Below are 21,870 nucleotides of genomic sequence, written 5' to 3' on the forward strand. Positions count from 1 at the left end.
AAAAAAGGGACGCCGCAGCGTCCCTTTCCGTCTGAGCACTGAACTCAAGCCGTGGCAGGCTCCGCCTTGGGCTTGTTGTCCTTGGCCGGCTTGGGCGGCGTGGGCTGGATGTCCAGCACCGTCTCGCCCTTGTCGTCCACGTCCACGCTCAGGCGCCCGCCATCGACCAGCTTGCCGAACAGCAGTTCGTCGGCCAGCGCACGGCGGATGGTGTCCTGGATGAGGCGCTGCATCGGCCGCGCGCCCATCAGCGGGTCGAACCCCTTCTTGGCGAGGTGCTTGCGCAGCGCGTCGGAGAAGCTGACCTCGACCTTCTTCTCCTGCAGCTGGCTTTCCAGTTGCAGCAGGAACTTGTCGACCACGCGCAGGATGATTTCCTCGTCCAGCGGGCGGAAGGACACGATGGCGTCCAGMCGGTTGCGGAACTCCGGCGTGAACAGGCGCTTGATGTCGCCCATCTCGTCGCCCTGCTGGCGCGAGTTCGTGAAGCCGATGGTGGCCTTGTTCAACGCCTCGGCGCCCGCGTTTGTCGTCATGATGATGATGACGTTGCGGAAGTCGGCCTTGCGCCCGTTGTTGTCGGTCAACGTGCCGTGGTCCATGACCTGCAGCAACACGTTGAAGACATCCGGGTGCGCCTTCTCGATTTCATCGAGCAGCAGCACCGAGTGCGGCTTCTTGGTGACGGCCTCGGTCAGCAGGCCACCCTGGTCAAAACCRACGTARCCCGGAGGCGCRCCGATCAGGCGGCTSACGGCRTGGCGCTCCATGTAYTCGGACATGTCGAAGCGGATCARCTCGATGCCCAWGATGTAGGCSAGYTGCTTGGCCACCTCGGTCTTGCCGACGCCCGTCGGGCCGCTGAACAGGAAGGAGCCCACCGGCTTCTCGGGCCGGCCCAGGCCCGAGCGCGCCATCTTGATGGCGGCTGCGAGCGCGTCGACGGCCGGGTCCTGCCCGAACACGACGCTCTTCAGGTCTCGGTCGAGCGTCTTGAGCTTGCTGCGGTCATCGCTGTTGACCGATGCGGGCGGGATGCGCGCGATCTTGGCGACGATGTCCTCGACCTCGACGCGCGTGATGGTCTTCTTCTGCTTGCTCTTGGGCAGGATGCGCTGGGCAGCACCGGCCTCGTCGATGACGTCGATGGCCTTGTCCGGCAGGTGGCGATCATTGATGTACTTGGCCGACAGCTCGGCGGCCGCCTGCAGCGCGCCCAGGGCGTACTTGACCGAGTGATGCTCCTCGAAGCGGCTCTTGAGCCCCTTCAGGATCTCGATGGTCTGCTCGACCGAAGGCTCGGCGACGTCGATCTTCTGGAAGCGCCGGCTCAGCGCCGCGTCCTTCTCGAAGATGCCGCGGTATTCGGTGAAAGTGGTCGCGCCGATGCACTTCATCGCGCCGCTGGACAGCGCCGGCTTGAGCAGGTTGCTCGCATCCAGCGTGCCGCCCGAGGCCGCACCGGCGCCGATCAGCGTGTGGATCTCGTCGATGAAGAGGATGGCGCTGGGTTGGTCCTTCAGCGCCTTCAGAACCGCCTTCAGGCGCTGCTCGAAGTCGCCGCGGTACTTGGTACCCGCCAGCAGCGCGCCCATGTCCAGCGAGTAGACGACGGCGTCGGCGAGGACCTCAGGGACTTCGCCTTCGGTGATCCTCCAGGCCAGGCCTTCAGCGATGGCCGTCTTGCCCACGCCGGCCTCGCCGACCAGCAGCGGGTTGTTCTTGCGCCGGCGGCACAGCACCTGCACGACGCGCTCGACYTCTKACTCGCGGCCGATCAGCGGATCGATCTTGCCGTCCTTGGCSAGCTGGTTCAGGTTCTGCGTGAACTGCTCCAGCGGCGACGCCTTGGCGCTGCCGCCCTCGCCTTCCTCGCGCTCGCCTTCCTGGCTGCCGGGGGCCTGGCCCTCGGGGTTCTTGGGCGGCTCGGGATCGGTCTTCTTGATGCCGTGGGCGATGAAATTGACGACGTCCAGGCGCGTGACGCCCTGCTGGTGCAGGTAGTAGACGGCGTGCGAATCCTTCTCGCCGAAGATGGCGACSAGCACRTTGGCGCCGGTSACTTCCTTCTTGCCRYTGCCGGTGSWCTGCACGTGCATGATGGCGCGCTGGATSACRCGYTGGAAGCCCAGCGTGGGCTGSGTGTCSACMTCGTCGSTGCCGCCCACCATCGGCGTGTTTTCCTTGATGAACTGCGTCAGGCTCTTTCGCAGGTCGTCCAGGTTGGCCGCGCAGGCGCGCAGCACCTCCGCGGCGCTGGGGTTGTCGAGCAAAGCGAGCAGCAGGTGCTCGACGGTGATGAATTCGTGCCGCTGCTGGCGTGCTTCGACGAACGCCATGTGCAAACTGACTTCAAGCTCTTGCGCAATCATGCGGCCTCCATAATGCACTGCAGGGGGTGGCCGGCACGCCGTGAGGCGGCCAGAACCAACTCCACCTTGGTCGCGGCGACGTCCTTGGTGAACACACCGCAGACCCCGCGACCCTCGTGGTGGATTTTGAGCATGATCTGCGTCGCCGTATCGAGGTCATGCCGGAAAAATTCCTGCAGAACCATGACAACAAACTCCATCGGCGTGAAATCGTCGTTCAACAGCAGGACCTGGTAGAGCCGGGGGGGCTCGGTTTTCTGGGTCTGCCGCTCGACGACGACCGCGCCCTCGCCTTCGTCCTTGCCCGGCTTCAGAGGGGGCGCGGGCGGGGGCGGGGGCGACTGGTTTCGCGGTGAAAAGACGGGGAGCACAGGCATGTCGGGATTCTATCGACGGGGGCTTCCCCTCGCCGACCGCGGGCAGTTGGCGACGCTCCTGGAAATTGCAAGCGCGGGGCGGAAGGTTCTGAGGGTGAACCCGGCCGGGAAGGTCCCGAATTGACGCTTTTTATTGCGCTACCAGAATCTGCCTCCGCCTCCCCAGGAGGTGCCACAAAGAATGGAGACAAGATGATGGCACTGGGCAAAGTCAAGTGGTTCAACGATGCCAAGGGCTTCGGATTCATCGAGCCGGAAGCTGGCGGAGATGATGTCTTCGCCCATTTTTCAGCGATCCAGATGGAAGGCTTTCGGACGCTGAAGCAGGGCAGCCAGGTGCAGTTCGACCTGGTGCAGGGCCCCAAAGGCCAGCTTGCGCAGAACATCACGCCGATGGAAGCCGCACGCGCCGCCGAGCAGCAGCAACAGCCGCAACTGGCGTCCTGAGCTGAGCTCACAAATCAAAAGCCCCGTGGCCTGACGCCACGGGGCTTTTGCATTGGCGTCGCCGGGCTCGCGCAGCAAGCGCGCCCGGCTTGCTAGAGTTACGTGTTGCGCGCCGCCGCCTGGCGCTGTGTGCAACACGGATTGCCATCTACCGGAACACGCTCATGACCGCCGAAAAGACCCAGATTGTTTACACGTTGACCGACGAAGCCCCCCGCTTGGCCACTGCCTCGCTGCTGCCGGTCGTCAAGGCCTTCGCGGCGTCGGCTGGGATCGACGTCGTCAGCAGCGACATCTCGGTGGCCAGCCGCATCCTGGGCCAGTTCCCGGAACTACTGACTGAAGCGCAGCGCGTGCCCGACAACCTGGCCGCCCTGGGCAAGCTGACGTTGAAGTCGGAAGCCAACATCATCAAATTGCCCAATATCAGCGCCTCGGTGTCGCAGTTGAAGGCCGCCATCAAGGAGCTGCAGGACAAGGGCTACAAGATCCCGGACTACCCCGAAAAGCCCGAGACGGATGAGCAGAAGGACATCCGCGCGCGCTACAACAAGTGCATCGGCTCGGCCGTGAACCCGGTGCTGCGCGAAGGCAACTCCGACCGCCGCGCGCCCAAGGCGGTGAAGGAATACGCCCGCAAGAACCCGCACCGCATGGACGACTGGAGCCAGGCCTCGCGCTCGCACGTCTCGCACATGCATGACGGCGACTTCTATCACGGTGAAAAATCGATCACGCTGGACCGCGCACGCGACGTGAAGATGGAGCTCATCACCAAGAGCGGCAAGGCCATCGTGCTCAAGGCCAAGGTTTCGCTGCTGGACCGCGAGGTCGTCGACTCGATGTACATGAGCAAGAAGGCCCTGCTGGCCTTCTATGAGAAAGAGATCGAGGACGCGCGCAAGACCGGCGTGATGTTCTCGCTGCACGTCAAGGCCACCATGATGAAGGTGTCCCATCCCATCGTGTTCGGCCACTGCGTGCGCATCTTCTACCGCGACGCGTTCGAGAAGCACGCCAAGCTGTTCGACGAACTGGGCATCAACGTCAACAACGGCATGGTGGACCTGTACACCAAGATCGCCACGCTGCCCAGCGCCAAGCAGGACGAGATCAAGCGCGACCTGCACGCCTGCCACGAACACCGCCCCGAACTGGCGATGGTGGACTCGGCCAAGGGCATCACCAACTTCCATTCGCCCAACGACGTCATCGTGGACGCCTCCATGCCCGCGATGATCCGCAGCGGCGGCAAGATGTACGGCGCTGATGGCCGCCTGAAGGACGTCAAGGCCGTGATGCCGGAGTCGACCTTTGCCCGCATCTACCAGGAGATCATCAACTTCTGCAAATGGCATGGCGCCTTCGACCCGCGCACCATGGGCACGGTACCCAACGTGGGCCTGATGGCTCAGCAGGCCGAGGAATACGGCTCGCACGACAAGACCTTCGAGATCCCGGAGGACGGCGTGGCCAACATCACCGACCTCGCCACCGGCGAGGTGCTGATGAGCCAGGACGTCGAGCAGGGCGACATCTGGCGCATGTGCCAGTGCAAGGACGCCGCCGTCCGCGACTGGGTCAAGCTGGCCGTCACGCGCGCCCGCAACTCCGGCATGCCGGTGGTGTTCTGGCTGGACTCCTACCGCCCGCACGAGGCGCAGCTCATCACCAAGGTCAAGATGTACCTGCATGAGCACAACACGACCGGCCTGGACATCCAGATCATGAGCCAGGTGCGCGCGATGCGTTACACACTGGAGCGCGTCATCCGCGGCCAGGACACCATCAGCGCCACCGGCAACATCCTGCGCGACTACCTGACCGACCTCTTCCCCATCATGGAACTGGGCACCTCGGCCAAGATGCTGTCCATCGTGCCGTTGATGGCTGGCGGCGGCATGTACGAAACCGGCGCCGGTGGCTCGGCGCCCAAGCACGTGCAGCAGCTGGTGGAGGAAAACCACCTGCGCTGGGATTCGCTGGGCGAGTTCCTGGCGCTGGCGGTCAGCCTGGAAGACGTGGGCATCAAGACCAAGAACGCCAAGGCCAAGGTGCTGGCCAAGGCCCTGGATGCCGCCACCGGCAAGTTGCTGGACAACGGCAAGGGCCCCAGCCCCAAGACCGGCGAGCTCGACAACCGCGGCAGCCACTTCTATCTGACGCTGTACTGGGCCCAGGCCCTGGCCGAGCAGACCGAGGACGCCGAACTGGCGGCCCGCTTCAAGCCACTGGCCCAGACGCTGACCGCCAACGAGGCCAAGATCGCCGAGGAACTGAAGGCCGTCCAAGGCAAGCCGACGGACATCGGCGGCTATTTCCTGCCGGACGTTGCCAAGCTCGACAAGGTCATGCGTCCCAGCGCCACGTTCAATGCGGCGCTGCAATCGCTGGCCAGCTGATCGACTGCTGAATGAAGAAACGGGGCGCCATCGGTGCCCCGTTTTGCTTGCAACGCCTCATGACGCGTTGCGATTTCACGTTGGCGGGTATTCCGCAATGAAACAGCAAGCCCAACGACCAAAATATTTACTACAGTCTGATACCAGGCGTTTGCTCCTGCAAAGCCTTCTGACAGGCGACACGTGAAGCACCACGGGTCGTCCCAAACCCCGGCCTGAGCGCCGGGGTTTCTTTTTGCACCATTGCGAACTCAATGCTGCACGGGCTTGCGAAACGGATCCGGCACAGGATTCGGCTTCAACGCGCCACGGACCCGCTCCACGGCGGCAGCGGAATCCTTGTCATCGACCGACACGATCAGCCGCAGCCAGCTGGCCTTGTTGAGGTCCGTCTCACGACGAGTCCAACACCACACCTGTGCACCGCGCTCACCCGAACGGTCAGCCAGATACACCTCGTCGAAGTCCGCCCCCTCGTAGATGAGGAGCTGATCTTCGTCAACGTAGGTGTTGATGTAGTCCGGCATGCCCAAAGTCTAGGCGTTCGGGGCGAAACCGTGTCACTCCATCTGGTCAATCATCACCTGCCCGAACCCGGAGCACGACACCTGCGTCGCGCCGTCCATCAGGCGCGCGAAGTCGTAGGTCACCTTCTTGCTCAGGACGGCCTTCTCCATCGCGCTGATGATGAGGTCAGCGGCTGCTATCCAGCCCATGTGGCGCAGCATCATTTCGGCCGASAGGATCTCGGAGCCGGGGTTCACRTAGTCCTTGCCRGCGTACTTCGGCGCCGTGCCGTGCGTGGCCTCGAACATCGCGATGGAGTCGCTCATGTTGGCGCCCGGGGCGATGCCGATGCCGCCCACCTGCGCGGCCAGCGCGTCGGAGATGTAGTCGCCGTTCAGGTTCAGCGTGGCGATGACGCTGTACTCGGCCGGGCGCAGGATGATCTGCTGCAGGAAGGCGTCAGCGATGCTGTCCTTGATGGTGATGTCCTTGCCSGTCTTGGGGTTCTTGAACTTSMWCCACGGGCCRCCGTCRATKGSCWSGGCGCCGAACTCCTTCTGCGCCAGCGCATAGGCCCAGTCACGAAAAGCCCCTTCCGTGAACTTCATGATGTTGCCCTTGTGCACGATGGTGACGCTGGGCTTGTTGTTGTCGATGGCGTACTGGATGGCCTTGCGCACCAGGCGCTCGGTGCCCTCCCGGCTGACAGGCTTGATGCCGATGCCCGAGGTGTTTGGGAAGCGGATCTTCTTGACGCCCATTTCGTCCTGCAGGAACTTGATGAGCTTCTTGGCCTTGTCGCTCTCGGCCTCGTATTCGATGCCGGCGTAGATGTCCTCCGAGTTCTCGCGGAAGATGACCATGTCGACCTTGTGCGGCTCCTTCACCGGGCTGGGCACGCCGTCGAAATACTGCACCGGGCGCAGGCAGACGTACAGGTCCAGCTCCTGGCGCAGGGCGACGTTCAGCGAGCGGATGCCACCGCCGACGGGCGTGGTCAGCGGCCCCTTGATGGAGACAACGTATTCCTTCACGGCCTGCAGCGTCTCTTCGGGCAGCCACACATCGGGGCCGTATACGCGAGTGCTCTTCTCGCCGGCGTAGACCTCCATCCAGTGGATCTTCTTCGCACCGCCGTAGGCCTTGGCCACCGCCGCGTCCACCACCTTGAGCATGACGGGCGTGATGTCCAGGCCGGTGCCGTCGCCTTCGATGTAGGGAATGATGGGCTGGTCGGGCACGTTCAGCGTGAAGTCGGCGTTGACGGTGATCTTCTGGCCGCCTTCAGGCACCTTGATGTGTTGGGACATGACGTGTGGGCTCCGCGCAAGAGACGAGACTAGGAAACGAAACCCGGCGAGTTTATGGCCGGCTCAGCAGGCCAGCAGGAGCCGCTGCCACACGCCGTGCACCAGCCCCCACGCCGCCCCCGCGGCCAGCATGAGCCCGGCCAGGCGCAGCGCCAGCACCTCACCACCCGTACCCTGCTTGAGCAGCCGCGCCCGCCACAGCGGCGCGATGACGAGGCCCGGTGTGCTGGCCAGCGCAAAGCCAGCCATCGCTGCGGCACCGCTCAAGGGCGAGCCTGACAAGCCGGCCAGCAGCAGCGCCGCATGCAGCAGCCCACAGGGCATGGCCACCCAGGCGATGCCGGTAGCGAAGGCATGGCGCGGCTGAGGGCGCCAGCGCATGGCGCCCAGCCACGCCGGCACGCGGCCACGCACCAACAGCGTCAGGCCGAACAGCAGCAGTGCCGCCTGCAGCAAGGCCCAGGCGGGCTGCAGCAGCGTCACGCTCTGCGAGACACGTGCGAGCGCCTGGACGGACGCTGCCGCCACCGCACCCCCGGCGRCATAACCTAACAGTCGGCCGGCCAGCAGCCGCACGGGCCGGTGCCCCGCGGCGAGGGCGCAAGGCGCACTGCACATGGCCGCGCAGTGCGGCATGCCTGCCAGCCCCATCAGCGTGGCGGACAGGACCAGGGCCGCATCCATCAGATGATCTTGGAGAAGCGCTCGCGGCTGGCGTCGGCCTGCAGGTAGCGATCAAAAACCGACGCGACGGCGCGCACGAAATACCAGCCCAGCGGCGTGACCTGGAGAGCGTCGGGTTGCCGCTCGACCAGGCCTTGGTCGGCCAGCCGGGACAAGCGCTCCAGCTCCGGCGCGAAGTAGGTGGCAACGTCGACGAGATAGGACGCCGCGATGGACTCGAACTCCAGCCGGCCCTGGCACATCAACGCCATGATGACGGCGCGGCGCACCAGGTCGTCGCGCGTCAATGCCAGGCCGCGCTGCACGGGCAGCTGGCGCTGGTTCAGCGCATCCTCATACTCGGCCAGGGTCTTGGCGTTCTGCGCATACGTTGCGCCGACGCGGCTGATGGCCGAAACGCCCAGGCCGATGAGATCGCAATCAGGCTGCGTCGAATAGCCCTGGAAGTTGCGGTGCAGCAGGCCCTGGCGCTTGGCCACGGCCAGCGGGTCGTCGGGCAGCGCGAAATGGTCCATGCCGATGTAGGCATAGCCCTCGCCCAGCAGCGCGCTGATCGCGCCTGACAGCATGGCCAGCTTGTCACCCGCCGGCGGCAGCAACTCGGCGACGATGCGGCGCTGCGGCTTGAAGCGCTGCGGCAGGTGGGCATAGGCATACATCGCGATGCGGTCGGGCCGGAGCTCGGCGACCTGGGCGATGGTGCGCGGGAAGGACGCCGGCGTCTGCAGCGGCAGGCCATAGATCAGGTCGACGCTGATGGAGGCGAAACCCAGCTCGCGCGCCCCGCGCATCAGGGCCGCGACAGAGGCCAGCGGCTGCACGCGGTGCACGGCCTTCTGCACGGCCGGGTCGAAGTCCTGCACGCCGAAGGACAGGCGGTTGAACCCAAGCCGGCGCAGGTGCGCCAGGCGCGCCAGGTCGACCGTGCGCGGGTCCACCTCAATGGACAACTCGGCGCCAGGCAGCAGCTTGAAGCGCCGGCGCAACGCATCCATCAGCACGCTCAGTTCAGTGTCCGACAGAAAGGTCGGCGAGCCACCGCCCAGATGCAGTTGCGAAACGGGCGCGTGGCCACCCAGGGCCTCGGCCACCAGGTCCATCTCCAGGTTCAACGCGGCCAGATAGGGCTGGGCGCGCTCGTGGTGCTTGGTGATGATCTTGTTGCAGGCGCAGTAGTAGCAGAGCTGCTCACAGAACGGGATGTGCACATAGACCGACAGCGGCTGGGCCGCGCCGCGCTGTGCCAGGGCCTGCAGGTGCTGGGGTGCCTGGTAGGCCTCGACGAAGCGGTCGGCCGTCGGGTAGGAGGTGTAGCGCGGGCCGGCCACGTCGTGGCGCCTGATGTTGGCGTCAAGGAGGTCGGGGTCCAGCGGTCTTTCGGTCACAGCAGCCATGCGGCAACTGTGCCGATACCGCGGCTCGCCGGCCTTGATCCAGGTCAAGCGCGCAGTGCCGGCCCGGTCCAAGAATGCCAACCCATGAGTCTTCCCTGCCCCACCGCCGCGCTCGAGCCGCTCAAGGTCGCCTGCGCCAGCTGCAATCTGCGCGAGCTCTGCCTGCCTGTGGGCTTGCGGGCCGCCGACCTGACCCGCCTGGATGGCCTCGTCGCGATGCGACGCAGCGTGCCGCGCGGCGGGTATCTGTTTCGCAACGGCGAGCGCTTTGAAGCGTTGTACGCCGTGCGCACCGGCTTCTTCAAGACCCGCGTCGGCAGCGAGGATGGCCGCGACCAGGTCACCGGCTTCCAGATGGCCGGCGAGTTGCTCGGCCTGGACGGCATCAGCAGCGACCGCCACCACTGCGACGCCGTCGCGCTGGAGGACTCGTCCGTCTGCGTCATTCACTATTCCCAGCTGGAGGAGCTTTCACGCGAATTCAGCGTGCTGCAGCACTCCTTTCACAAGATCATGAGCCGGGAGATCGTGCGCGACCACGGCGTCATGCTGCTGCTCGGCAATATGCGGGCCGAGGAGCGCCTGGCGGCCTTCCTGCTGAACCTGACCCAGCGCCTGCAGGCACGCGGCTTCTCGGCATCCAGCCTCGTGCTGCGCATGACGCGCGAAGAGATCGGCAGCTACCTCGGCCTGAAACTGGAAACCGTCAGCCGCACCTTCTCCAAATTCCAGGAGGACGGGCTGCTGGAGGTCAAGCAGCGCCAGCTGCGCATCCTCGACCAGGCCGGGCTTCAGGTCTTGGTGAACAACAGCCGCTGCTGAAGCCAGACGAAAAAAGGCCCTGCGGGGGCGCGCAGGGCCTCGAGATCAAGGAAACGGCGGTCAGCCGACCTTGATCTCGTTGCGCACTTCCTTCACGCCGGGCACGGCCTGAACCAGCTTGATGGCCTTCTGGGCCAGGTCGGCGCTGGGTGCCGCGCCCTTGAGCACGACCACGCCAGCAGCGCTGCTGCTCACGGTCAGCGGCAGGGCTGCCAGATCCTTGTCCTGCTGCAATACGGCCTGGGCCTGGCTGGCAATCGTCGTGTCGCCGGCGGTTTGCGCCTGAGCAACCTGTTCGGCCGGGGCCGGCGTCGCCGGTGCTTGGTCAGCGGCAAAGGTTGCAGTGGCACTACCAGCCATCAAGGCGGCAGACAGCAGTCGGGCGAAGGTGGATGTTTGTCGCATGCAGATCTCCTGAGGATGCGTGAATCGAAAGCGATACCGGGGGGCACCACGAACAGGTTCAGCGCAAGGCCCGTGCCAGTTTCAAATTTCGTCAGCAGATCAACGACTTAGGACAAAACCCGGCGCGACGGGGCCCTTCAGCAACCCTCAGCACCGGCCATTTTGTCGCCGGGCGGCGACGCTGCATGGCGATGCCGGCCTAAGTGCTTGATTCATCTGACGGTTTTCTGTCGCCCGAATCCGACGCGGCAGCTAGGGGGTCAGCGCGAAAGAGCTGCGGATCCAGCCCGTGCTTCTGCATCAGGCGATAAAACTCGGTGCGGTTGCGGTCGGCCAGGCGTGCGGCCTCGGCCACATGGCCCGAGGTCAATTTCAGCAACTGATTGAGGTAGTCGCGCTCGAAACGCTGCTTGGCGTGCTGGTAGCTCAGCACCTCCAACGACGGCGTCTGCAGCGCGCGCTGCACCTGGGTCAGCGACACCAGCGGCGCCATGGCCAGCACGCAGACCTGTTCGACGACGTTGTAGAGCTGGCGCGCATTACCCGGCCAGGGCGCAGTCACCAACGCCTCCAGCGCATCCGGCGCAAAACCCTTGACCGGCCGGCGGTGCCGCTCGGCCAAGGTCTGCAGGAAGTGCTGGGCCAGCAGTGCGATGTCCTCGCGCCGCTCCGACAGCGGGGGCAGGCGCAGTTGCACGACATTGAGCCGGTAATAGAGGTCGGGGCGGAACTGACCCTCGGCCATGGCGAGCTCCAGGTCACGGTGGGTGGCGGACAGCACACGCACGTCCACGGCCACCGCCTCGTTGCTGCCCACCGGCCGCACGACACGCTCCTGCAGCACGCGCAACAACTTCACCTGCAAGGCCAGCGGCATGTCGCCGATCTCGTCCAGAAAGACCGTGCCGCCCTGCGCCGCGGGGATCAGCCCCTGGCGCTGTGCCTGCGCGCCGGTGAAGGCGCCCTTCACATGGCCGAACAGCTCGGATTCCAGCAGTGCCTCGGGGATGGCGGCGCAGTTCACCGCGATGAAGGGCTTCGCTGCGCGCGGGCTGGCGCGGTGGATGGCGCGCGCCAGCAGCTCCTTGCCGGTGCCGCTGTCGCCCGAGATCAGCACGCTCGCGTCGGTCGCCGCCACCAGCCGCGCCTCGGACAGCACCTCGGCCATGCGCGGGCTGCGGCTGATGATCTCGCTGCGCCACGCAGCATCGCCGTCAAGCGGCGCCGGCCCCGTCACGTTCACCCGCAGCGCCTGGTTGATCTTGTCCAGCAGCCCCTTGCCGTCGAAGGGCTTGGTCAGATAGGCATGGGCACCCCGCGTCGTGGCCTCGACGGCATCGGGGATGTTGCCGTGCGCGGTCAACAGGATGACCGGCAGCGACGGGTGCCGGGCGCGCACCTCGTCGAACAGGGCCAGGCCGTCCAGCCCCGGCAGGCGCACATCGGTGATGACGAGGGATGGCAGCCGCACGGCGAGGTGGGCAAGCGCAGCTTCGGCGCTGGCCACGGCCTGCACGGCGTGGCCGGCAGCGGTCAGCCGCATCGTCATCAGGCGCAGCAGGTCGGCGTCGTCGTCGACTAGAAGGATTGCGGCTTGTGTGGTCATCGCTGCCTCTTTATCGCGGAGCACCAGGCTTGCCCGGCAGGGTCTGCTCGATGGCCTTGAGGGCCTCGAGCTTCTCGTTGAGCTGCTCGTTGCGGCGCTGGCTCTCGCGCAGTTGCTGGCTGAGCTTGTCGATGTTGTCCTGCAGCCGCCGCTGCTCGGCCAAGCGGGTGGCCATCAGCGTGGCCAGCGGCTTGATCGGTTCGGCCGACGCGTCGGTCGCATTGGCGATCAGGTCGAGCTGCGCCGCAGCCTGGGCCTGGTCTGCGCTGCTGCGCCCCTGGTTCAGGGCCAGCGCCTTGCGCAGATCCTCGGCATAGCCGACCAGCGCCTTCAGATCGTCGACCTGCGGCGGTGGCGCGGGCAGCTCCGGGCAGACAGGCGCAGGGGGCGGCGGAGCCGGCACGGGCGCTGGCGGGGCCGTCTGGCAGGCGGCCAGCAGCAGCAATGAGCCAATCTCAAGCAGTCTTCGCATGGGGTATCTCGATCCGGAAATGGGCACCGCCTTCGCTGGCCAGCAGCCGGCAGCTGCCGCCGTGGGCCTGCACGATCTCGCGCACGATGGACAAGCCGATGCCACTGCCGCGGCGCGCACCGGGCGCCTGGTTGCGGCCTTGATAGAAGGGGTCGAAGATGCGCTCGGCATCCTCGGCTGCCACGCCGGGACCGGCGTCGATGCAGTCGATGCAAAACTTGCGGTCGTCCTGCTCCAGGGTCAGCACGATGACGCCCCCGGGCGGGCTGAAGCGCAGCGCGTTGGCCAGCAGATTGGCCAGCACGATGGCCAGCTTGGCGTCGTCGACAAGGGCGTTGCAGGCCGCGGCGTCAATGCGTACCTGCAGGCCCCGGGTCTGCCAGAGCAGGCGCTGTTCATCCACCACACGCGCCAGCAACGCCTTGAGGTCGGTCGCGCGGCGCTGCAGTTGCTGAGAGTTGGAGGCCAGCGTCTGGTAGCGCAGCAGGTCCTCGATCTGGCCCTGCAGGGCGGCGCTGTTGTCGCCGAGGATGCGCACGATCTCGGTCTGATCCGGCGTCAGCGGGCCGGCAACGCCCTCGCGCAGCAGGGCCGCGCCTTCGCGGATGGAGGCCATCGGCGTTTTCAGCTCATGCGACATGTGGCGCACGAAGCGCGTCTTGTCCGACTCCAGCGTGGCCAGGCGTTGGCGCAGCCACTCCAGCTGGCGCCCGAGCCGGCGCAGGTCGGCCGGGCCGCGCACCTCCACGGGCTCGTCGAAGCGGTTGTCGCCCAACCGGCCGATGGCCGCCTCGACATGGGCCAGAGGCCGCAGCAGCCAGTGTCCAAAGCCCAGCGCCAGCAGCACGGCCAGCGCGATGGCGCCCAGCACCAGGGCGCTGATGAGGCGGCGCTGCTGCTCCAGTTCGGCCAGCACCGCGTCACTGCGGCGGTCCACGGCGCGCTGGCTCTGCTCGGTCAGGGTCTCGTTGAGGCCGTGCAGGCGCGCGAATACCGGTGTCAGCCGCCGCAGTGCCGTGGAGCGAGTGCGGGTCGGGCCCGGGTTCTGCAGCACCTCCCAGGCCGCTTCGGCCTGCCTGCCCCAGTCGGCGAACAGCTGCTTCGATGCCGGCTCGGTCAGCGTGCCGGCCAATGTCGCCTGCGTGGCCTTGGCGTCTGCCCAGGCGGCCTGGAAGCGTTCGCGCAGGCTGGCGTCGTCGAGCACCAGGAACTGCCGCGCACTGCGCTCCATGGCCACGGTGCGTTCGGACAGCCGCTGCACCTGGGCGCTCAGACTGGCGGCGTCCTGCGCGGCTTCGCGGCTCTGCAGGGCGACATGCTCGAGTGCGAACATGGCCTGGGCCGCCGCGCCGCCCAGCAGCGCCGTGATCAGCAAAAAGGCGGCCAGCAGGCACTGGTGGAAGGACAGCCCGCGCAGGCCACCGCCGCGCGGGCGTTGCCAGGTCGGTTCGGGTGCGGAGGAGGCAGCGGCCAGCGTGGCGGAGGACATCTTGGGCGCCGCATCCTAGGTGCGCAAACGGCACGTGATCGGACCTCGCCGGCTGGCTTTGCATCACGATGCAACCAGCCTGCCGCCATTTGAAAAACAGCCATGCTGCGGCGCAACAAACCGAGCGTAGGATGGCTGTCCATGCGTCCTCAAGTCCTGATCATTGGCTGCGGCTTCGGCGGCCTGGAGGCGGCGCGCGCCCTGCGCAGCACCGACGTCGACATCACCCTCGTCGACAAGACCAACCACCACCTCTTCCAGCCCCTGCTCTACCAGGTGGCCACGGCGGGCCTGTCGGCGCCGTCGATTGCGGCGCCCATCCGCCACCTCTTCCGCGGCCAGCGCAATGTGACGACGCTGATGGGCGAGATCGTAGCCATCGACGCCACCGCGCGAACCGCCACGCTGAAGGATGGCGCCACGCTGCGCTGGGACCACCTCATCGTCGCCGCTGGCGCCACGCACAGCTATTTCGGCCGCGATGACTGGGCCGAGCACGCGCCGGGGCTGAAGACGCTGAGCGACGCCTTCGAGATTCGCCGCCGCGTGCTGCTGGCCTTCGAGGCCGCCGAACGTGAAGCAAATGGCGAGGACGATCCCGCCCAGCGTGCCGCCCTGCTGCAGTTCGTCGTCGTCGGCGGTGGGCCGACCGGGGTCGAACTGGCTGGCACCTTCGCCGAGATCGCCCGCCACACCTTGCCCGGTGAATTCCGCCGCATCGACCCACGACAGGCACGTGTGCTGCTGGTGGAGGGCAGCCCGCGTGTGCTGCAGGCCATGCCCGAGAGCTTGAGCGAACGCGCCCGCGAGCAACTGGGCGCGCTCGGCGTGGACGTGCGCCTGAACGCCCGTGTGACCGGCATCGACGCCCAGGGGCTGGACATCACGACGCCAACCGGCCCGGAGCGCCTGCACAGCCGCTGCGTCGTCTGGGCCGCCGGCGTGGCGGCCTCGCCCTTGGGCCGTGCGCTGGCCGATGCAACCGGCTGCACGCTGGACCGCGCCGGCCGTGTGGTCGTCGAGCCTGACCTGAGCTTGAAGGGCCAGGCCAATATCCAGGTCATCGGCGACCTCGCCGCCGCGCAAAGCCACGCGCCCGGCCAGCCTCCGAAGCCCGTGCCCGGCGTGTCACCCGGCGCCAAGCAGATGGGCCGGCACGCCGCCGCCAACATCCAGCGCCGGCTGCGCGGCGAGGCGACGCAGGCCTTTCGCTACCGCGACTACGGCAACCTCGCCACCATCGGCCGCCACAGCGCCGTCGTCGACCTGGGCACGCCGGCCGGGTCGCTGCGCTTCTCGGGCCTGCCGGCCTGGTTGTTCTGGCTGTTCGCCCACGTCTATTTCCTGATCGGCTTCCGCAACCGCTTCGTCGTGCTGGTGGACTGGGCCTGGGCCTACTGGACGCATGACCGCAACGCACGCGTGGTGGCAGGCGCCGGGCTCAGCGAGGCCAGCCCGGCGCGTGACGCCCAGGCTTGACCTCGTCGCCGGGCAGGCTGATCAGCAGCAACGCCAGGCTGGCGCCCAAGGCGATGACGGCCCAGAAGATCAGGAAGCTGAGGGTGTAGACGGCCTGGGTCGACAACTGCACGGGCGCAGTGCCAAACCAGCGCAGGTCGGCCGGGTCGACGACGGCGAACACCAGGGCCTCCAGCACGCCAGCCGCAAGGAAGGACGACCAGGCCACGGCCATCGCAAAGCGCTTGATGCGCGTGGGGCCGGCGGCGCCGTTCATCTCTTCAGGCCCGCCGTGCCCGTGGCGGCATGGTTGCGAGCGACCAGGGCCGGTACCGCATCACCGGCACGGGCGCGCAGGTCGGCGGGCTCGGTGGCATCGGCAGCCTGGGCGGTGCGGTGCAGCTCCAGCGGCGGGTCGGGGTGGCGGATGGCCAGCGCCAGCGTGAAGAAACTGGCAACGACGACGATCGCCGGGCCCCCGACCACGAGCCAGACCATGGGCTCGCGCCAGGCGGAGGAGGGATTCAGGGCGGACATGGGGTTCTCCTCGCCGTCAGCGCGGCAGCACGAAAGTGGACTTCTCGACGACGGTCTCGGCGGCCGATCCGCCGGCACCATCGCCGACACGGCTGATGCGCCAGCGCATGGGATGGGCGCCAGCCTTGAGCTGTTGCGCCGTCCCGGGCGGCACGCGCAGGGCCACCGCCACCCAGCGCGCCTCGGCCGGGCCCAGGTCCACGGTGGCGGCCTGGGTCAGCACCAGGCCGGGCAGGCCCTCGGCTTCGATGCGGTAGTGCTGGGGCGACTCGGTCGCGTTCATGACCTGCAGGCGGTAGACGTTCTCGATCCAGCCATCCTCGACGAGGCGGGCCATCGAAGCGCGGTCACGCACGATGTCGACGCGGAAGCTGTGCCGCGACAGCAGGCTCCACATCAGCGCCGTGCAGATGACGAGCAGCACGGCGGTGTAGAYCAGCACGCGCGGGCGCAGCACGTGCTGCCAGCGCTGCGCGCGCGTCAGGCGCTGCTCCAGGCCGTTCTCGGTGTCATAGCGGATGAGGCCACGCGCGGTGCCCATCTTGTCCATGACGCCGTTGCAGACGTCGATGCAGGCCGCGCAGCCGATGCATTCGTACTGCAGGCCGTCGCGGATGTCGATGCCGGTCGGGCAGACCTGCACGCACAGGTTGCAGTCGATGCAGTCGCCCACGGGCGCGGCGGCGCTGCGCACCTCGCCCTTCTTGCCGCGCTGCGCGTTCTTGCCGCGCGGCTCGCCGCGCTCCGGGTCATAGCTGACGATCAGCGTGTCGCGGTCGAACATCGCGCTCTGGAAGCGCGCGTACGGGCACATGTACTTGCAGACCTGCTCGCGCATGTAGCCGGCATTGCCGTAGGTAGCGAAGCCGTAGAACAGCACCCAGAAACTTTCCCACGGCCCCATGCCGAACGCGAGGACCTCGCGCGCCAGTGTCTGGATGGGCGTGAAGTAGCCAACGAAGGTGAAGCCGGTCCACAGGCCCAGCGCGATCCAGGCGGACTGCTTGCCCGCCTTGCGCCAGAGCTTGGTCCAGGACCACGGCGCCTTTTGCAGCCGCAGCCGCGCGTTGCGGTCGCCCTCGAACCAGCGCTCGATGAGCATGAACAGCTCGGTGTAGACCGTCTGTGGGCAGGCGTAGCCGCACCACAGGCGCCCGGCCACGGCGGTGAACAGGAAGAGCGCGTAGGCCGAGATCATCAGCAAGCCCGTGAGGTACACGAAGTCCTGCGGATACAGCACCAGGCCGAAGATGTAGAAACGCCGCGAGCCCAGGTCGAAGAGCACGGCCTGCCTCTCGCCCCAACTGAGCCAGGGCAGGCCGTAGAACACGAGTTGGGTCAGCGCGACGATGGCCCAGCGCCAGCGGGCGTAGAAGCCGTCCACCGACCGCGGGTGGATCTTGTCCTCCGACTTGTAGAGGCGGATGACTTGGACGGCATCGCCCGGACCGGGCGCGGAGGGAACAGGCATGGGACTCAGGGGGAAGCGATGACGCCTTGCGACTGCGACAGACCCCAGACATAGGACGCAAGCACGCGGATCTGCTCGGGCGTCAGCCGCTCGCCATGGGCCGGCATCACGTTGTGCTTGCCGTTGTTGACCATGGCCGTGACGGCTTCCTCACCCCAGCCATGCAGCCAGACCTTGTCGCTCAGGTTGGGCGCCCCCAGGGCCGGGTTGCCCTGGCCGCCGGGGCCGTGGCAGGCCGCGCAGGCGGTGAACTTGGGCTTGCCGAGCTGGGCGTAGAGCGCGTTGTGCGGGCTGCCCGACAGCGACAGCACGTAGTGGGCGACGTTGCGCACATCCTCCGCCGCGCCCACTGCCGGGGCCATCACGGGCATGTTGCCCTCGCGGCCCTTGGTGATGGTCTCGGTGATGGTTTCGGGCGAGCCGCCCCACAGCCAGTCGGTGTCGGTCAGGTTGGGGAAGCCCTTGGAACCCTTGGCGTCGGCGCCGTGGCACTGCGCGCAGTTGTTGGCGAACAGCCGCTCGCCAATGGCGTGGGCCTTGGGATCCTTGGCGAGTTGCTCCGGGGTCTTGTCGGCGAAGGCGGCATAGACCGGCGCCATGGTGGCGCGCGCCTGTGCCAGGTCGTTGGCGTGCTCGCCCAGGCTCGTCCAACCCAGCTTGCCGGCCTGGTTGCCCAGCCCTGGATAGAGCGCCAGGTAGATGCCGGAGAAGACGATGGTCAGCACGAACAGGCCCATCCACCAGGCCGGCAGCGGGTTGTTGAGTTCGCGCAGATCCTCGTCCCAGACGTGGCCCGTCGTGTTGTCCGAGGCCATCACCTGGCGGCGGCTGGCGATGATGAGCAGAATGCCGCAGAAGATGAGGCCGCCAATGGTGCCAATGGCGATGAAGAGGGACCAGCCGCCGTTGAAGAAGTCGCTCATTGCTCATCTCCTTCGAGGGGCAGGCGGGCGGCGTCGTCGAAGCGGCCGCGCCAGGCCCAGGCGATGATGCCGAGGAAGACGGCCAGCGACACGAGAGTCACAGCCACACGGAGTTCGTTGATGCCCATGGTGCGGGCTCCTTACTTGTTCGCGGTGCCAAGCACCTGCAGATAGGCCACCAGCGCGTCGAGCTCGGTCTTGCCCGTCACGTCCTGGGAGGAGGCCTTCACCTCCGCCTCGGTGTAGGGCACGCCCAGCATGCGCATCGCCGCGAGGCGCGCCGGCATGCCGGCTGCGTCCACCGGTGCATTCACCAGCCAGGGGTAGGCAGGCATGTTGGACTCGGGCACCAGGTCGCGTGGGTTGTTCAGGTGGATGCGGTGCCAGTCGTCGCTGTACTTGGCGCCGACGCGATGCAGGTCGGGCCCGGTGCGCTTGCTGCCCCACTGGAAGGGGTGGTCATAGACGAACTCGCCCGCCGTGGAGTACTTGCCATAACGCAGCGTCTCGGCGGCAAGCGGGCGGATCATCTGCGAGTGGCAGTTGTAGCAACCCTCGCGCAGATAGATGTCGCGGCCGGCCAGCTGCAGCGCCGTGTAGGGCTTGAGGCCGGGCGCGGCCTCGGTGGTGGAGCGCTGGAAGAACAGCGGCACGATCTCGACGACGCCGCCAACCAGCACGGTCAGCAGCACCAGCACGATCATCAGCAGGTTGCTGGTCTCGATGCGCTGGTGGCCGGAGACGGATGAAGTTTGTGTGCTCATGTCATTTGCTCCGCCGCGTGTAGCGGCGCTTGAAATTTGCGGGCCGAGCGCCGGGCCGCTCCCAAGCCGGCCCGCGTTGGGCGACGTACCTGCCGGTCGAACCGGCAGGTATCGCCGTCCCCGCGGGGGACCGGCCAACGTACTCGTTGGACGAGGGGCTGCATGTCAGTTCAGGCGTGAGCCAGCGCAGGCACAGGGATGCGCACGGCCTGGGTACGGCCGGCCTGCACGGTCTTGATGACGTTCCAGCTCATGACCAGCATGCCGCCGAGGTAGAGCAGGCCGCCGCTGAGGCGGATCACGTAGAAGGGCCAGGTCGCCTTGACGCTTTCGACGAAGGTGTAGACCAGCGTGCCGTCAGGGTTGASCGCRCGCCACATCAGGCCCTGCATGACGCCGGCAATCCACATCGCGGCGATGTAGAGCACGATGCCCAGCGTCGCGATCCAGAAGTGCAGTTCGATGGCGCGCTTGGAGTACATCTGCGTGCGGCCGAACATGCGCGGGATCAGGTGGTAGAGCGAGCCCATCGAGATGAGGCCCACCCAGCCCAGCGCCCCGCTGTGCACGTGGCCCACCGTCCAGTCGGTGTAGTGCGACAGCGCGTTGACGGTCTTGATGGACATCATCGGCCCCTCGAAGGTCGACATGCCGTAGAACGACAGCGCGACGATGAGGAACTTCAGGATGGGGTCGTCACGCAGCTTGTGCCAGGCACCCGACAACGTCATGACGCCGTTGATCATGCCGCCCCAGCTCGGCGCCAGCAGCACCAGGCTGAAGATCATGCCGACGCTCTGCGCCCAGTCCGGCAGCGCCGTGTAGTGAAGGTGGTGCGGGCCCGCCCACATATAGGTGAAGATCAGCGCCCAGAAGTGGACGATGGACAGGCGGTAGCTGTAGACGGGGCGCTCGGCCTGCTTGGGGATGTAGTAATACATCATCCCGAGGAAGCCCGCGGTCAGGAAGAAGCCCACCGCGTTATGGCCGTACCACCACTGCACCATGGCGTCCTGCACACCGGCGTAGGCCGAATAGCTTTTCCAGAAGCTGACCGGGATCACCGCGCCGTTGACGAGGTGCAGCAGGGCCACAGCGAGGATGAAGGCACCGAAGAACCAGTTGGCCACGTAGATGTGACGGATCTTGCGGCGCCCCACGGTGCCGAAGAACACGATGGCGTAGGACACCCAGGCAATGGTGATCAGCACGCCGATGGGCCATTCCAGCTCGGCATATTCCTTGCCGCGTGTGAAGCCCAGCGGCAGCGTGATGGCCGCAGCCACGATGACCAGCTGCCAGCACCAGAAGTGAAACCACGCCAGGCCCGGCGCGAACAGGCGGGTCTGGCCGGTGCGCTGCACGACGTGGTAGCTGGTCGCCATCAGTGCGCAGCCACCGAACGCGAAGATGACCGCGTTGGTATGCAGGGGCCGCAGCCGCCCGTAGCTCAACCAGGGGATGCCTGCGCCGAGATCGGGCCAGGCCAGTTGCGCCGCAATGATGACGCCCACGAGCATGCCCACCACGCCCCACAGAACGGCGGCCAGCGCAAATGCGCGTACCGGTCCGTCTTCGTATACCGCCCCAGTGGTGGCCAGCGCCTTTTCGTTCGCCATCGCGACTCCTTCAGTCTGATGCAAACGATTCTTCGCGCGGGGGCTCCTAGACGCCTTGATCCTCGTCAAGCAGGATGCGTTCAGCCTCGTTTTCGAAGCCGTCCAGTTGCCCGGAGTGCACAGCCCAGCCGAACACCGCCACGATGAGCAGCACCAGCACGACCGAAAAGGGGATGAGGAGATACAGGATGTCCATCAGCGCGCCAATCTCTGGGCATTGAGCACGACGAACAGCGAGCTCGCCGCCATGCCCAGGCCCGCCGCCAGTGGCGGCAGCCAGCCGGTGAGTGCCAGCGGCACGCAGGCCAGGTTGTAGAGCGCCGCCCAGGCGAGGTTCTGGCGCAGCACGCGGCGGGTCCTGTGCGCCAGCGCGAGCGCCTGCGGGATGGCCATCAGCTGGTTGGACACCAGCAGCGCATCTGCGGCACCGCGCGCCAGCATGGCGCCCTGCCCCATGGCGATGCGCACGTCGGCCGCGGCCAGCACCGGCGCGTCGTTGATGCCGTCGCCGACCATCAGCACGCGCTCGCCGCGCGCCTGCCAGTCACGCAGCGCAGCAAGCTTGGATTCGGGCGTGGCGCCCGCGCGCCAGTGGGCAATGTCCAGCCACGCCGCCATGCGCGCGACCGCCGCCGGCTGGTCGCCCGATAGCAGGCGCACGCGCCTGCCCTGGGCGCGCAAGGCCTTGATCGTTGCCGCGGCATCGGCGCGTGGTGCCTCGGCAAGGTCCAGCCACAGCACGCAGCCGCCGCAGCCCACGGGGCCAAACGCCAGCCGCGCAGCCGGATCGGGCCGCGCGCTGACCCAGGCC

23 protein-coding genes are annotated in these 21,870 nt (G+C 67.0%); 4 read left to right on the plus strand and 19 right to left on the minus strand.

From position 1 onward, the window contains the following. Positions 1-44: 44 nt before the first annotated feature. Both clpA and clpS read right to left on the minus strand, forming a co-directional pair. On the minus strand, positions 45-2,372 hold the full coding sequence (gene clpA, locus ACXJKM_RS22600) for an ATP-dependent Clp protease ATP-binding subunit ClpA (protein WP_457355288.1): 2,328 nt from the start codon (positions 2,370-2,372) through the stop codon (positions 45-47). Beyond that, complete coding sequence (gene clpS, locus ACXJKM_RS22605; RefSeq protein ID WP_056197758.1) at positions 2,369-2,749, minus strand: ATP-dependent Clp protease adapter ClpS; 381 nt, start codon at positions 2,747-2,749, stop codon at positions 2,369-2,371. Before clpS ends, clpA begins: the two co-directional genes overlap by 4 nt. A 195-nt stretch (positions 2,750-2,944) precedes the next feature. On the opposite strand from clpS, the gene ACXJKM_RS22610 reads away from it, so the two are divergent. Further along, complete coding sequence (locus ACXJKM_RS22610; protein WP_457355327.1) at positions 2,945-3,196, plus strand: cold shock domain-containing protein; 252 nt, start codon at positions 2,945-2,947, stop codon at positions 3,194-3,196. 164 nt (positions 3,197-3,360) lie between these two features. Then, positions 3,361-5,598, plus strand: a complete 2,238-nt coding sequence (locus ACXJKM_RS22615; RefSeq protein WP_457355290.1) for an NADP-dependent isocitrate dehydrogenase — start codon at positions 3,361-3,363, stop codon at positions 5,596-5,598. A gap of 251 nt (positions 5,599-5,849) precedes the next feature. Here the strand turns inward: ACXJKM_RS22615 and ACXJKM_RS22620 are convergent, their stop codons facing one another. The 4 genes from ACXJKM_RS22620 to hemN form a co-directional block, all read right to left on the minus strand. Continuing rightward, positions 5,850-6,125, minus strand: coding sequence for a hypothetical protein (locus tag ACXJKM_RS22620; RefSeq protein WP_457355292.1), 276 nt, complete (start codon positions 6,123-6,125; stop codon positions 5,850-5,852). Positions 6,126-6,158: 33 nt separating this feature from the next. Continuing rightward, complete coding sequence (gene icd, locus ACXJKM_RS22625; protein WP_457355294.1) at positions 6,159-7,415, minus strand: NADP-dependent isocitrate dehydrogenase; 1,257 nt, start codon at positions 7,413-7,415, stop codon at positions 6,159-6,161. Positions 7,416-7,478: 63 nt separating this feature from the next. Further along, positions 7,479-8,099 carry an urease accessory protein UreH domain-containing protein gene (locus ACXJKM_RS22630; RefSeq protein WP_457355296.1) on the minus strand — a complete coding sequence of 207 codons (621 nt, stop codon included), beginning with the start codon at positions 8,097-8,099 and terminating at the stop codon, positions 7,479-7,481. Beyond that, the gene (hemN, locus tag ACXJKM_RS22635) at positions 8,099-9,493 is read right to left on the minus strand and encodes an oxygen-independent coproporphyrinogen III oxidase (protein WP_457355298.1); all 1,395 of its coding nucleotides are present in this window, start codon (positions 9,491-9,493) and stop codon (positions 8,099-8,101) included. Before hemN ends, ACXJKM_RS22630 begins: the two co-directional genes overlap by 1 nt. An 84-nt stretch (positions 9,494-9,577) precedes the next feature. On the opposite strand from hemN, the gene ACXJKM_RS22640 reads away from it, so the two are divergent. Beyond that, complete coding sequence (locus ACXJKM_RS22640) at positions 9,578-10,315, plus strand: helix-turn-helix domain-containing protein (RefSeq protein WP_457355300.1); 738 nt, start codon at positions 9,578-9,580, stop codon at positions 10,313-10,315. 60 nt (positions 10,316-10,375) lie between these two features. On the opposite strand, the gene ACXJKM_RS22645 is transcribed toward ACXJKM_RS22640, so the two are convergent. The 4 genes from ACXJKM_RS22645 to ACXJKM_RS22660 all read right to left on the minus strand — a co-directional run bounded on the left by ACXJKM_RS22645 (position 10,376) and on the right by ACXJKM_RS22660 (position 14,287). Further along, positions 10,376-10,720, minus strand: a complete 345-nt coding sequence (locus ACXJKM_RS22645; protein WP_056197769.1) for a BON domain-containing protein — start codon at positions 10,718-10,720, stop codon at positions 10,376-10,378. Between the two features lie 199 nt (positions 10,721-10,919). Then, entirely contained in the window at positions 10,920-12,326 is a 1,407-nt protein-coding gene (locus ACXJKM_RS22650; RefSeq protein ID WP_457355302.1) for a sigma 54-interacting transcriptional regulator, read from the minus strand. A 10-nt stretch (positions 12,327-12,336) separates the two neighbouring features. Beyond that, on the minus strand, positions 12,337-12,798 hold the full coding sequence (locus ACXJKM_RS22655) for a hypothetical protein (RefSeq protein WP_457355304.1): 462 nt from the start codon (positions 12,796-12,798) through the stop codon (positions 12,337-12,339). Further along, on the minus strand, positions 12,782-14,287 hold the full coding sequence (locus ACXJKM_RS22660; RefSeq protein WP_457355305.1) for a sensor histidine kinase: 1,506 nt from the start codon (positions 14,285-14,287) through the stop codon (positions 12,782-12,784). Before ACXJKM_RS22660 ends, ACXJKM_RS22655 begins: the two co-directional genes overlap by 17 nt. Before the next feature lie 141 nt (positions 14,288-14,428). Here ACXJKM_RS22660 and ACXJKM_RS22665 point away from each other — a divergent pair, with 141 nt between their 5' ends. Then, a complete protein-coding gene (locus ACXJKM_RS22665) occupies positions 14,429-15,766 on the plus strand; it encodes an NAD(P)/FAD-dependent oxidoreductase (protein ID WP_457355307.1) in 1,338 nt (445 codons plus the stop codon). On the opposite strand, the gene ACXJKM_RS22670 is transcribed toward ACXJKM_RS22665, so the two are convergent. From ACXJKM_RS22670 to ACXJKM_RS22710, 9 genes are all read right to left on the minus strand, one after another. Continuing rightward, complete coding sequence (locus ACXJKM_RS22670) at positions 15,729-16,022, minus strand: hypothetical protein (RefSeq protein WP_457355309.1); 294 nt, start codon at positions 16,020-16,022, stop codon at positions 15,729-15,731. The genes ACXJKM_RS22665 and ACXJKM_RS22670 overlap by 38 nt on opposite strands. Further along, positions 16,019-16,282, minus strand: coding sequence for a hypothetical protein (locus ACXJKM_RS22675; RefSeq protein ID WP_056197775.1), 264 nt, complete (start codon positions 16,280-16,282; stop codon positions 16,019-16,021). Before ACXJKM_RS22675 ends, ACXJKM_RS22670 begins: the two co-directional genes overlap by 4 nt. Positions 16,283-16,298: 16 nt before the next feature. Then, positions 16,299-17,753, minus strand: a complete 1,455-nt coding sequence (gene ccoG / locus ACXJKM_RS22680) for a cytochrome c oxidase accessory protein CcoG (RefSeq protein ID WP_457355311.1) — start codon at positions 17,751-17,753, stop codon at positions 16,299-16,301. Between the two features lie 5 nt (positions 17,754-17,758). Then, positions 17,759-18,676, minus strand: a complete 918-nt coding sequence (ccoP, locus tag ACXJKM_RS22685; protein ID WP_056197780.1) for a cytochrome-c oxidase, cbb3-type subunit III — start codon at positions 18,674-18,676, stop codon at positions 17,759-17,761. Continuing rightward, positions 18,673-18,804, minus strand: a complete 132-nt coding sequence (locus tag ACXJKM_RS22690) for a cbb3-type cytochrome oxidase subunit 3 (RefSeq protein ID WP_056197782.1) — start codon at positions 18,802-18,804, stop codon at positions 18,673-18,675. The genes ccoP and ACXJKM_RS22690 overlap by 4 nt, the downstream gene beginning before the upstream one ends. Positions 18,805-18,816: 12 nt before the next feature. After that, positions 18,817-19,440: a cytochrome-c oxidase, cbb3-type subunit II gene (gene ccoO, locus ACXJKM_RS22695; RefSeq protein ID WP_056197785.1), complete on the minus strand. Its 624-nt coding sequence runs from the start codon at positions 19,438-19,440 to the stop codon at positions 18,817-18,819. Positions 19,441-19,610: 170 nt separating this feature from the next. Then, positions 19,611-21,059: a cytochrome-c oxidase, cbb3-type subunit I gene (gene ccoN, locus ACXJKM_RS22700; protein WP_457355313.1), complete on the minus strand. Its 1,449-nt coding sequence runs from the start codon at positions 21,057-21,059 to the stop codon at positions 19,611-19,613. Between the two features lie 46 nt (positions 21,060-21,105). Continuing rightward, positions 21,106-21,255, minus strand: coding sequence for a cbb3-type cytochrome oxidase assembly protein CcoS (ccoS, locus tag ACXJKM_RS22705; RefSeq protein WP_457355315.1), 150 nt, complete (start codon positions 21,253-21,255; stop codon positions 21,106-21,108). After that, positions 21,255-21,870, minus strand: a 616-nt coding sequence (locus ACXJKM_RS22710; RefSeq protein WP_457355317.1) for an HAD-IC family P-type ATPase, incomplete at its 5' end; no start/stop codon positions are given. The genes ccoS and ACXJKM_RS22710, both read right to left, overlap by 1 nt.

Source organism: Roseateles sp. P5_D6 (genome assembly GCF_054049415.1).

Excerpts from the sequence above, each read along its gene's own strand:
- ACXJKM_RS22645 (WP_056197769.1), bottom strand. The coding sequence starts at position 10,720 with ATGCGACAAACATCCACCTTCGCCCGACTGCTGTCTGCCGCCTTGATG.
- ACXJKM_RS22620 (WP_457355292.1), bottom strand. The coding sequence starts at position 6,125 with ATGCCGGACTACATCAACACCTACGTTGACGAAGATCAGCTCCTCATC.
- ccoO (WP_056197785.1), bottom strand. The coding sequence starts at position 19,440 with ATGAGCACACAAACTTCATCCGTCTCCGGCCACCAGCGCATCGAGACC.
- hemN (WP_457355298.1), bottom strand. The coding sequence starts at position 9,493 with ATGGCTGCTGTGACCGAAAGACCGCTGGACCCCGACCTCCTTGACGCC.
- ACXJKM_RS22615 (WP_457355290.1), top strand. The coding sequence starts at position 3,361 with ATGACCGCCGAAAAGACCCAGATTGTTTACACGTTGACCGACGAAGCC.
- ccoS (WP_457355315.1), bottom strand. The coding sequence starts at position 21,255 with ATGGACATCCTGTATCTCCTCATCCCCTTTTCGGTCGTGCTGGTGCTG.
- ACXJKM_RS22670 (WP_457355309.1), bottom strand. The coding sequence starts at position 16,022 with ATGAACGGCGCCGCCGGCCCCACGCGCATCAAGCGCTTTGCGATGGCC.
- ACXJKM_RS22640 (WP_457355300.1), top strand. The coding sequence starts at position 9,578 with ATGAGTCTTCCCTGCCCCACCGCCGCGCTCGAGCCGCTCAAGGTCGCC.
- ACXJKM_RS22660 (WP_457355305.1), bottom strand. The coding sequence starts at position 14,287 with ATGTCCTCCGCCACGCTGGCCGCTGCCTCCTCCGCACCCGAACCGACC.
- ACXJKM_RS22650 (WP_457355302.1), bottom strand. The coding sequence starts at position 12,326 with ATGACCACACAAGCCGCAATCCTTCTAGTCGACGACGACGCCGACCTG.
- ACXJKM_RS22665 (WP_457355307.1), top strand. The coding sequence starts at position 14,429 with ATGCGTCCTCAAGTCCTGATCATTGGCTGCGGCTTCGGCGGCCTGGAG.
- ccoP (WP_056197780.1), bottom strand. The coding sequence starts at position 18,676 with ATGAGCGACTTCTTCAACGGCGGCTGGTCCCTCTTCATCGCCATTGGC.
- ACXJKM_RS22655 (WP_457355304.1), bottom strand. The coding sequence starts at position 12,798 with ATGCGAAGACTGCTTGAGATTGGCTCATTGCTGCTGCTGGCCGCCTGC.
- ACXJKM_RS22690 (WP_056197782.1), bottom strand. The coding sequence starts at position 18,804 with ATGGGCATCAACGAACTCCGTGTGGCTGTGACTCTCGTGTCGCTGGCC.
- clpS (WP_056197758.1), bottom strand. The coding sequence starts at position 2,749 with ATGCCTGTGCTCCCCGTCTTTTCACCGCGAAACCAGTCGCCCCCGCCC.
- ACXJKM_RS22610 (WP_457355327.1), top strand. The coding sequence starts at position 2,945 with ATGGCACTGGGCAAAGTCAAGTGGTTCAACGATGCCAAGGGCTTCGGA.
- ACXJKM_RS22675 (WP_056197775.1), bottom strand. The coding sequence starts at position 16,282 with ATGTCCGCCCTGAATCCCTCCTCCGCCTGGCGCGAGCCCATGGTCTGG.